At 68.5% G+C, this 9895-nt stretch carries 9 protein-coding genes and 1 pseudogene; all 10 read left to right on the forward strand.

The features are described 5' to 3' along the window. Nucleotides 1–220 (forward strand): annotated as a pseudogene (locus VG502_RS21015) (FAD-dependent oxidoreductase); the annotation flags it as partial. A 127-nt stretch (nt 221–347) separates the two neighbouring features. Next, nucleotides 348–707: an NADH-quinone oxidoreductase subunit A gene (locus tag VG502_RS21020; RefSeq protein ID WP_325552256.1), complete on the forward strand. Its 360-nt coding sequence runs from the start codon at nt 348–350 to the stop codon at nt 705–707. Nucleotides 708–717: 10 nt separating this feature from the next. Continuing rightward, on the forward strand, nt 718–1272 hold the full coding sequence (locus VG502_RS21025; RefSeq protein ID WP_325552257.1) for a NuoB/complex I 20 kDa subunit family protein: 555 nt from the start codon (nt 718–720) through the stop codon (nt 1270–1272). After that, nucleotides 1269–2030: an NADH-quinone oxidoreductase subunit C gene (locus VG502_RS21030; protein WP_414655764.1), complete on the forward strand. Its 762-nt coding sequence runs from the start codon at nt 1269–1271 to the stop codon at nt 2028–2030. The genes VG502_RS21025 and VG502_RS21030 overlap by 4 nt, the downstream gene beginning before the upstream one ends. Beyond that, nucleotides 2027–3370 (forward strand): NADH-quinone oxidoreductase subunit D, encoded by a 1344-nt coding sequence (locus VG502_RS21035; protein ID WP_414655765.1) that lies wholly within the window; start codon nt 2027–2029, stop codon nt 3368–3370. The genes VG502_RS21030 and VG502_RS21035 overlap by 4 nt, the downstream gene beginning before the upstream one ends. Nucleotides 3371–3372: 2 nt before the next feature. Continuing rightward, entirely contained in the window at nt 3373–4239 is an 867-nt protein-coding gene (nuoE, locus tag VG502_RS21040) for an NADH-quinone oxidoreductase subunit NuoE (RefSeq protein WP_325552259.1), read from the forward strand. Then, nucleotides 4239–5561, forward strand: coding sequence for an NADH-quinone oxidoreductase subunit NuoF (gene nuoF / locus VG502_RS21045; RefSeq protein ID WP_325552260.1), 1323 nt, complete (start codon nt 4239–4241; stop codon nt 5559–5561). Before nuoE ends, nuoF begins: the two co-directional genes overlap by 1 nt. After that, nucleotides 5558–8062 carry an NADH-quinone oxidoreductase subunit G gene (locus VG502_RS21050; protein WP_325552261.1) on the forward strand — a complete coding sequence of 835 codons (2505 nt, stop codon included), beginning with the start codon at nt 5558–5560 and terminating at the stop codon, nt 8060–8062. The genes nuoF and VG502_RS21050 overlap by 4 nt, the downstream gene beginning before the upstream one ends. Beyond that, nucleotides 8059–9465 (forward strand): NADH-quinone oxidoreductase subunit NuoH, encoded by a 1407-nt coding sequence (gene nuoH, locus VG502_RS21055; RefSeq protein ID WP_325552262.1) that lies wholly within the window; start codon nt 8059–8061, stop codon nt 9463–9465. The genes VG502_RS21050 and nuoH overlap by 4 nt, the downstream gene beginning before the upstream one ends. Further along, a partial coding sequence (gene nuoI, locus VG502_RS21060) for an NADH-quinone oxidoreductase subunit NuoI (RefSeq protein WP_414655766.1) occupies nt 9458–9895 on the forward strand: 438 nt, incomplete at its 3' end. The genes nuoH and nuoI, both read left to right, overlap by 8 nt.

Below are 9895 nucleotides of genomic sequence, written 5' to 3' on the forward strand. Positions count from 1 at the left end.
GATGGGCGATGCGCTGGGTGGCTACTACACCTTGGGGCGCCACTTCGCCCGCATGATCGGCAACCCCGAGGTGATGCGGCTCGCGACGAAGTACGGCCTGCCGCGCACCACCTTGATGAAGTTCCTGCTGAAGGTGATGGCCAACCTGGCGGAGCCTCGCGGAGGCGACGCCAGCGACCGCGTCATCACGGCCTTGTCGAAGATCGCGCCGGCCGCATGACCCGACGTGCATTGTTAGGGGCCGCCCCTAGGATGGGGCAGCGTCCGCGCGTGGCCGACAAGGCAGTCGGCGACCACGGCGACCGTGGCCACGACGGCAGTGACAACCGGAAAGGAGTGGCTCTGCGATGAACCCCTACGTCCCGCTGCTCTTCCTCCTCGCCATCGGCGGCGGCTTCGCCGTCTTCTCCGTCTTCGCGGCGTCGATCGCCGGTCCGAAGCGCTACAACCGCGCCAAGGTCGATGCCTACGAGTGCGGGATCCAGCCGACTCCCCAGGCGGCGGGTGGCGGACGCGTGCCGATCAAGTACTACCTGACCGCAATGCTGTTCATCATCTTCGACATCGAGTCCGTGTTCCTCTACCCGTTCGCGGTGGCCTTCAACCAGATGGGCCTGTTCGCGCTGGTCGAGATGGTGCTGTTCATCCTGACCGTATTCGTGGCCTACGCGTACGTGTGGCGCCGCGGCGGGCTCGACTGGGACTGACGAGGACGACATGGGTATCGAAGAGAAGCTGCCTTCAGGCTTCCTGCTGACCACGGTCGAGCAGCTGGCCGGCTACATGCGCAAGAGCTCGGTCTGGCCGGCCACGTTCGGCCTGGCCTGCTGCGCCATCGAGATGATGGCCGTCGGCACGCCCGACTACGACATCGCCCGCTTCGGCATGGAGCGCTTCAGTGCGACTCCGCGCCAGGCCGACCTGATGATCGTCGCCGGCCGGGTCAGTCAGAAGATGGCACCCGTCGTGCGCCAGGTCTACGACCAGATGCCGGAGCCCAAGTGGGTCATCTCGATGGGTGTCTGCGCCAGCTCGGGCGGCATGTTCAACAACTACGCGATCGTGCAGGGCGTCGACCACGTCATACCGGTCGACATCTATCTGCCGGGCTGTCCGCCGCGCCCGGAGATGCTGATGAACGCGATCCTGGAGCTGCACAAGCAGATCCAGAACAGCAAGTTGGGCGTCAACCGGGTCGAGGCCGCGCGCGCTGCTGAGCAGGCTGCGATGGTCGCGACGCCGACGCACCAGATGAAAGGTCTGCTGGCGTGAGCGACGACAAGAAGCCGGACGCACCCAGCGCCGAGGCGACGACGACCGACGCGGTGACGCCGGGCGAGCTGGTGGAGTCCACGACGGTCGGCGAGCCGATCAAGATCGCCGATCGCAAGGGCATGTTCGGCCCGTCGCTCGGCGGCGACACCAGCGGGTATGGCGGACTGAACCGCCCGGTGCTCTTCCCCGGCTCCGCCGGCAAGCCGTATGGCGGCTACTTCGACCAGCTGACCGACTCTCTCGAACAGGCACTGACCCAGCGCGGTGGCGACTACGCCGCCGCGGTCGAGCGGGTCGTGGTGGACCGCGGTGAGCTGACGCTGTTCATCGCCCGCGAGCACCTGCCCCTGGTGGGGCAGGCGCTGCGCGACGAGCCCACGCTGCGCTTCGAGCAGTGCCTGAGCGTGAGCGGTGTGCACTACCCGGAGGAGACCGGTCGCGAGCTGCACGCGGTCTACCACTTCGTGTCGATCACCAACGGCAGCAAGCGAGTTCGCCTCGAGGTCGCGGTGCCCGACGGTGACGGGCACATCCCGTCGATCGTGCCGACCTACCCCGGGGTCGACTGGCACGAGCGCGAGACGTGGGACATGTTCGGGATCATCTTCGACGGGCACCCGGCGTTGACGCGGATCCTGATGCCGGACGACTGGCCCGGCCACCCGCAGCGCAAGGACTACCCGCTCGGCGGCATACCGGTGGAGTACAAGGGAGCCACGGTGCCCCCGCCCAGTGATCGGAGGTCGTACAAGTGACCGCACGGACCGACGCCTATGGCGCCACCACGCACGATGTCGATGACGAGACCCCGGTGCTCAACGCAGCCGGCGGCGACTGGGACGACCTGGTCGACGAGGCCGCGGCGCTGCACGAGGAGCGCATCGTCGTCAACATGGGTCCGCAGCACCCCTCGACGCACGGCGTGCTGCGCCTGATCCTCGAGCTCGACGGCGAGACGGTCACCGAGGCCCGCGCGGGTATCGGCTACCTGCACACCGGCATCGAGAAGAACATGGAGTACCGCACCTGGACCCAGGGTGTGACCTTCTGCACGCGCATGGACTACGTCATGCCGCTGTTCAACGAGGCCGTCTACTGCCTGTCCGTCGAGAAGCTGCTCGGCATCACCGACCAGATCCCGGCGCGCGCCCAGGCCATCCGGGTGCTGATGATGGAGCTCAACCGCGTCACCTCGCACCTCGTCTGCCTGGCGACCGGCGGTATGGAGATGGGCGCGACGACCGTCATGACCATCGGCTTCCGTGAGCGGGAGCGCATCCTGCGGATCTTCGAGGCGATCAGCGGCCTGCGCATGAACCACGCCTACATCCGCCCGGGTGGCGTCGCCGCCGACCTGCCGGCCGGCACGATCGACCAGGTCCGCGAGAACATCCCGCTGGTCCGCAAGGGCATCGGCGAGCTCGAGGCGCTGCTCAACGAGAACCCCGTGCTGAAGGCGCGCATGTGCGACGTCGGCTACCTCGACCTCACCGGCTGTATGGCGCTGGGTATGACGGGCCCGGTGCTGCGTTCGACGGGCTTGCCCCACGACCTGCGCAAGGCCGACCCCTACTGCGGTTACGAGACCTACGACTTCGACGTCCCGGTCCGCGACACCTGCGACGCCTATGCGCGGTACCGCGTGCGGGTCGACGAGATGTACCAGTCGCTGCGCATCGTGGAGCAGGTCATCCAGCGGCTCGACGAGAACCCCGGCCCGGTGATGGTCGAGGACAAGAAGATCGCCTGGCCGGCACAGCTGGCCGTCGGTTCGGACGGCCAGGGCAACAGCCTGGACCACATCCGGGAGATCATGGGCGAGTCGATGGAGTCCCTCATCCACCATTTCAAGCTGGTGACCGAGGGCTTCCGCGTGCCGCCCGGCCAGGCGTATGCCGCGATCGAGAGCCCCAAGGGCGAGATCGGCTGCCACACGGTGTCCGACGGAGGAACCCGCCCCTACCGGGCGCACTTCCGGGACCCGTCCTTCAACAACCTGCAGGCCGTGGCCGCGATGGCCGAGGGCGGCTCGGTCGCCGACGTCATCGTCGCCGTGGCGAGCATCGACCCGGTGATGGGTGGAGTGGATCGCTGATTATGAGTGAAGAGAACAAGGTTCACGCAGAAGTGCGTGCGCACGCGTCGAACGCGATCCTGCACCCGCAGACGCCGCTGCGCGCGAGCGACGAGCCCTACACCGACGAGCAGCTGACACAGCTCAATCGGGACATCGACGAGATCATCGGTCGCTACCCGGTGAAGCGCTCCGCGCTGCTGCCGATGCTGCACCTGATCCAGAGCGTCGACGGTTTCGTGAGCGGCCGCGGCGTGCGACTGTGCGCCGAACGCCTCGGCCTGAGCGACGCCGAGGTCAGCGGTGTCGCGACCTTCTACACCCAGTACAAGCGCCACCCCAACGGCGACTACACCATCGGGGTCTGCACCAACACGCTGTGCGCCGTCATGGGCGGCGACCTGATCTTCGAGCGTCTCTCGGACCACCTGGGCGTCGGCCACGACGAGACCACCGAGGACGGGAAGATCACCCTCGAGCGGGTCGAGTGCAACGCGGCCTGCGACTACGCCCCGGTGGTCATGGCCAACTGGGAGTTCTTCGACAAGCAGACGCCCGATTCGGCGGTGCAGATGGCCGACGACCTGCGCGCCGGCAAGGACGTCGCGCCGACCCGCGGTGCCGCCAAGGTGTGCTCGTTCAAGCACGTGGAGCGCGTGCTGGCGGGCTTCCCCGACGGCCACGCCAATGAAGGCGTCGGCGCCGGCGAACCCTCGCTGGAGGGCCTGCGGCTCGCGCACCAGAACGACTGGCGAGCGCCGGGCGACGAGGGCGGCCCGCTGTCCGAAGACAACCAACGGAACGCCCACCAGAACACCGCGACCACGGGCGAGACCGGCGGCCCGTTGCCCGGTCACCCGCACAGTTCGGCTGAAGGCCAGGAGGACTGATGGCTACGACCCTGACCCCGGTGCTCACCAAGCACTGGGACGACCCGCGCAGCTGGACCCTGGAGACCTACCAGCGCGAGGGCGGCTACCGGGCGCTCGACAAGGCACTCGGCATCGAGCCCGCGGACCTCATCGAAGAGGTCAAGAACTCCGGCCTCCGCGGCCGTGGCGGCGCGGGCTTCCCGAGCGGGATGAAGTGGTCGTTCCTGCCCAAGCCGGACGGCGGCCCGCGTTACCTCGTCGTCAACGCCGACGAGTCCGAGCCGGGCACCTGCAAGGACATCCCGCTGATGATGGCCACGCCGCACCTCCTCGTGGAGGGCGTCGCGATCACGTCATACGCCATCGGCTGCAACCACGCGTTCATCTACCTGCGCGGCGAGGTCGTGCACGTCTACCGCCGGCTGATGAACGCCGTGCAGGAGGCGTATGACGCGGGGCTGCTCGGCAAGGACATCAAGGGCACCGGTTTCGACCTGGACATCACCGTCCACGCGGGCGCCGGCGCCTACGAGTGCGGCGAGGAGACCGCGCTGCTCGACTCGCTCGAGGGCCGGCGCGGCCAGCCCCGGCTGAAGCCGCCGTTCCCGGCCGTCGAGGGCCTCTACGCCCGACCCACCGTGGTCAACAACGTCGAGTCGATCGCGTCGGTTCCGAGCATCATCGCCAATGGCGCCGACTGGTTCGCCGGCATGGGCACCGAGAAGTCCAAGGGCTTCGGCATCTTCAGCCTCTCCGGCCACGTGACCCGGCCGGGGCAGTACGAAGCGCCGCTGGGCATCACGCTGCGCGAGCTGCTGGACATGGCCGGCGGCATCCGCGAGGGCCACCAGCTGAAGTTCTGGACGCCCGGTGGTTCGTCGACGCCGATCTTCACCGACGCACACCTCGACGTGCCGCTCGACTTCGACTCGGTCGCGGCCGCGGGCTCGATGCTCGGCACCCGTGCGCTGCAGATCTTCGACGAGACGACGTCCGTCGTCCACGCGGTCGCGCGGTGGACCGACTTCTACGCGCACGAGTCCTGCGGCAAGTGCACGCCGTGTCGCGAGGGCACCTACTGGATGAAGCAGATCATGACCCGGCTCGAGCGCGGTGAGGGCACCGCGGACGACATCGAGACCCTGGTCGACGTCTGCGACAACATCCTCGGCCGCTCGTTCTGCGCGCTCGGTGACGCGGCGACGTCGCCGGTCACCTCCGGCATCCAGCTCTTCCGCGAGGAGTTCGAGCTGGGCACCCACACCCCGTGGTGGGAGGCCTACCCGCCGGAGCACTCCGCTCTCTTCCCGGTTCCTCAGAAGGAGGCCGCGTCCGTATGACGACCGTCACCGATGGCAAGACGCCGGAAGCACCACCTGTCGAGGAACTGGTCAGCCTGACCATCGACGGCGTCCCCGTCAGCGTCCCGAAGGGGACGCTCGTGATCCGCGCGGCCGAGAAGGTCGGCGTGCAGATCCCGCGGTTCTGCGACCACCCGCTGCTCGAGCCGGTCGGCGCGTGCCGGCAGTGCCTCGTCGAGGTGCCCGATGCCGGCAACGGCCGCGGTATGCCGAAGCCGCAGGCCTCCTGCACCCTGGCCGTCGCCGAGGGCATGAAGGTCGAGACCCAGGTCTCCTCGCCGGTCGCCGACAAGGCGCAGCACGGTCAGATGGAGTTCCTGCTGATCAACCACCCGCTGGACTGCCCGGTCTGCGACAAGGGCGGCGAGTGCCCGCTGCAGAACCAGGCCATGTCCAACGGCCGGCCCAAGTCGCGCTTCGAGGACGTCAAGCGCACCTACCCGAAGCCGATCAACATCTCCAGCCAGGTGCTGCTCGACCGTGACCGGTGCATCCTGTGCGCCCGGTGCACCCGCTTCTCCGACCAGATCGCCGGTGACCCGTTCATCGCGCTGATCGAGCGCGGCGCGCTGCAGCAGGTCGGCATCTACGAGGAGAAGCCCTTCGAGTCCTACTTCTCCGGCAACACCGTGCAGATCTGCCCGGTGGGTGCGTTGACCGGCGCGGCATACCGCTTCCGGTCCCGGCCGTTCGACCTGATGTCGACGCCGTCGGTGTGCGAGCACTGCGCCAGCGGTTGCTCCACCCGCACCGACCACCGTCGTGGTGTCGTGCTGCGCCGGATGGCGCTGAACGACCCGGCGGTCAACGAGGAGTGGAACTGCGACAAGGGCCGCTGGGCGTTCAAGTACGCCACCAGCAAGCGCCTCGAGACCCCGCTGGTGCGTGACGAGAACGGCGAGCTGCGGGTGGCCGGCTGGCCCGAGGCGCTCGAGTTCGCCGCCAAGGGCATCGCGCGGGCCAAGGCTGCGGGCGGTGTCGGTGTGCTCACCGGCGGTCGCATCAGCGCCGAGGACGCCTACGCCTACAGCAAGTTCGCGCGGCTGGTGCTCGACACCAACGACATCGACTTCCGCGCGCGGCCGGTGTCCGCCGAGGAGGCCGACTTCCTCGCGCACTCCGTCGTCGCGACCGGTCCCGACGGGGACGGTGCGGCCGGCTCGGTCACCTTCACCGACCTCGAGCACGCGCCGTCGGTGCTGCTGGTCGGCATCGAGCCCGAGGAGGAGTCGCCGATCATCTTCCTGCGGCTGCGCAAGGGCTACCGCAAGAACGGCACCAACGTCATGTCGGTCGCGCCGTTCGTGACGCGTGGCCTGGCCAAGATGGGCGGCACGCTGATCGCGGCCGCTCCCGGCACCGAGGCCGAGGTGCTCGACGCGATCACCGCCGCCAGCGGTGACCTGGCCGAGACCGCGCAGCAGCTGAGCTCCGACTCGATCATCATGGTCGGCGAGCGTATGGCGACCGTGCCCGGTGCGTTGTCGTCCGTGCTCGCCCTGGCGCAGGCCAAGGGCGCCCGCGTGGCCTGGGTGCCGCGTCGGGCCGGTGAGCGCGGTGCGCTCGAGGCCGGCGCCATCGGCAATCTGCTGCCGGGCGGCCGTCCCGTCGGGGACGCGGCCGCACGCAGCGAGATCGGTGCCGTATGGGGAGCCGGCGAACTGCCCGAGCAGGTCGGCCGTGACTCCGGCGCGATCCTGGCGGCGGCCGCCTCGGGCGAGCTCGCGGGCCTGGTCGTCGGCGGCGTCGACCCGCGGGACCTGCCCGACCAGCACACGGCGCAGGCCGGTCTGGAGAAGGCGTTCGTGGTCTCGCTCGAGGTTCGCGAGAGCGCGGTTGCGTCATACGCCGACGTCATACTGCCGGTGGCCGCGCAGCAGGAGAAGTCCGGTTCCTACGTCAACTGGGAGGGTCGCGTGCGGCCCTTCGAGCAGGCCATCGAGAGCACCGGCATCTCCGACTTCCGCGCCCTGGACCTGCTGGCCGCCGAGCTCGGCGAGTTCCTCGGCACCCGCACGACCGATCAGGTCCGTGCGGAGATGCGTGAACTCGGCGCGTTCGCCGGCGAGCGTCCGGCACGTCCGCGGGTGAAGTCCCGTGGCGTCCCGCGCCCACTGATCGGTGAGGCCGTGCTGTCGACCTGGACGCACCTGCTGGACCGCGGTGCGCTGCAGGATGGCGAGCCGTTCCTGGCCGGCACGGCGGCTTCGTCGGTCGCCCGACTGTCGTCGGCCACTGCGGCCAGCGTCGGTGTACGCGAGGGCGAGCGGCTCGCCGTGTCCACCAAGGACGGCTCGATCACGCTGCCGGTCGTCATCACCGAGATGCCCGACTACGTGGTGTGGCTGCCGACCAATTCGACCGACAGCACGGTGCGTGCCACGCTCGGCGCCGACGGTGGCGCGATCGTCACATTGGCCAAGGCACCGGCGGCGACCCCGGCCGAGCAGACGACCACGGACAAGGAGAGTGTGCAGTGAGTTTCGTTGCGCTCGCCGGCCCGGCGCTGGCCGCCAGCACGGACAACCCGGCGGCCGACTTCAGCGACACGCCCTGGTGGCTGTCGCTGATCAAGGCGCTCCTGCTGTTCGTCTTCCTGCTGGTGAACACCCTGGTCGTCATCTGGTTCGAACGCCGCGTCATCGGCCGGATGCAGGAACGCCCCGGCCCCAACCGCACCGGCCCGTTCGGTCTGCTGCAGACCCTGGCCGACGGTGTGAAGCTGGCGCTGAAGGAAGACATCACGCCGCGCAACGCGGACAAGCTGATGTTCGTCCTGGCGCCGATCATCGCCGGCGCGATGGCGTTCGTGTCGTTCGCGATCATCCCGCTGTCCGGCAATGTCTGGATGTTCGGTCACTACACGCCGCTGCAGCTGACCGACGTGCCCGTCGCCGTCCTGCTGGTGCTCGCGGTCGCCGGTGTCGGCGTCTACGGCATCGTGCTGGCCGGCTGGTCGTCGGGTTCGACATACCCCTTGCTGGGTGGCCTGCGCTCCAGCGCGCAGGTGATCTCCTACGAGATCGCGATGGGCCTGGCGCTGGTGGCGGTCTTCCTCTACGCGGGATCGATGTCGACCAGCCAGATCGTGCTGGCCCAGAACAACCTGTGGTTCTGCATCCCGGCGTTCTTCTCGTTCGGCGTCTACATCATCACCATGGTCGGTGAGACCAACCGGTTGCCGTTCGACCTCGCCGAGGGTGAGGGCGAGCTGACCGGTGGCTTCCACACCGAGTACTCCTCGCTGAAGTTCGCGATGTTCTTCCTCGGCGAGTACGTCAACATGTTCACCGTGTCCGGCTTGGCCACCACGCTGTTCCTCGGCGGGTGGCAGGCGCCTCCGGGCATCGCGGCCATCGGCGGCGGCATGTTCAACGGCGGCTGGTGGGGCCTGTTGTGGTTCGTCATCAAGCTGTGGCTGTTCATGTTCTTCTTCGTCTGGCTGCGTGGCTCGCTGCCGCGTGTCCGGTACGACCAGTTCATGCGGCTGGGCTGGAAGGTCCTGATCCCGAGCACCCTCGTGTGGGTCGTCGCGGTCGCCTTCCTGCGCGCCTCCAACGAAGGCTTCCTGGGCAAGACGATGGTCTGGGGCGGCCGGCTGCATCGGTCGACCCTGATCACCATCGTGATCATCGTGCTCCTGGTGCTCGCGGCGGCATGGATCTACGACTACAAGGCCGCCGCTCGGGAGAAGGCGATCCCGGAGCAACCGACCGAGATCGACCCGTATGCCGGTGGCTACCCGGTGCCGCCGCTGCCGGGTCAGGTGCTGCGCGAGCCTGCTCCTGCGCTGACATCGTCCGCGGCATACCAGGCAGATGACACAGCCGGCGACACCCGACCGGGCGAGACCGATTCCGAGAAGGAGGAGACTCGTGGCTGACAACGACAAGCGCAACGACAAGCGCAACGACAAGCGCACCGACAAGCGCACCGACAAGCCGACCGCTACCAACAACGTGGACAAGGGACAGGGATTCCTGTCCGAGATGTTCGCTCCGGTCGCCGGCTTCGGCGTGACCTTCTCGACGATGTTCCGCAAGGTCACCACCGAGGAGTACCCCGAGGAGAAGCGGCCCACGCAGCTGCGCTTCCACGGCCGGCACCAGCTCAACCGCCACCCGGACGGGCTGGAGAAGTGCGTCGGCTGTGAGCTGTGCGCCTGGGCCTGCCCGGCCGACGCGATCCTGGTCGAGGGCGCCGACAACGACGACGCTGCGGGGGAGCGGTTCTCGCCCGGCGAGCGCTACGGCCGCGTCTACCAGATCAACTACCTGCGCTGCATCTTCTGCGGTCTGTGCATCGAGGCGTGC

It is taken from the genome of Flexivirga sp. (assembly GCF_035551235.1).
Taxonomy (GTDB): Bacteria; Actinomycetota; Actinomycetes; order Actinomycetales; family Dermatophilaceae; genus Flexivirga.

What these genes read in the sequence shown, in the direction of transcription:
- VG502_RS21020 (WP_325552256.1), top strand. Translation starts at nt 348, where the DNA reads ATGAACCCCTACGTCCCGCTGCTCTTCCTCCTCGCCATCGGCGGCGGC.
- VG502_RS21025 (WP_325552257.1), top strand. Translation starts at nt 718, where the DNA reads ATGGGTATCGAAGAGAAGCTGCCTTCAGGCTTCCTGCTGACCACGGTC.
- nuoE (WP_325552259.1), top strand. Translation starts at nt 3,373, where the DNA reads ATGAGTGAAGAGAACAAGGTTCACGCAGAAGTGCGTGCGCACGCGTCG.
- nuoF (WP_325552260.1), top strand. Translation starts at nt 4,239, where the DNA reads ATGGCTACGACCCTGACCCCGGTGCTCACCAAGCACTGGGACGACCCG.
- VG502_RS21050 (WP_325552261.1), top strand. Translation starts at nt 5,558, where the DNA reads ATGACGACCGTCACCGATGGCAAGACGCCGGAAGCACCACCTGTCGAG.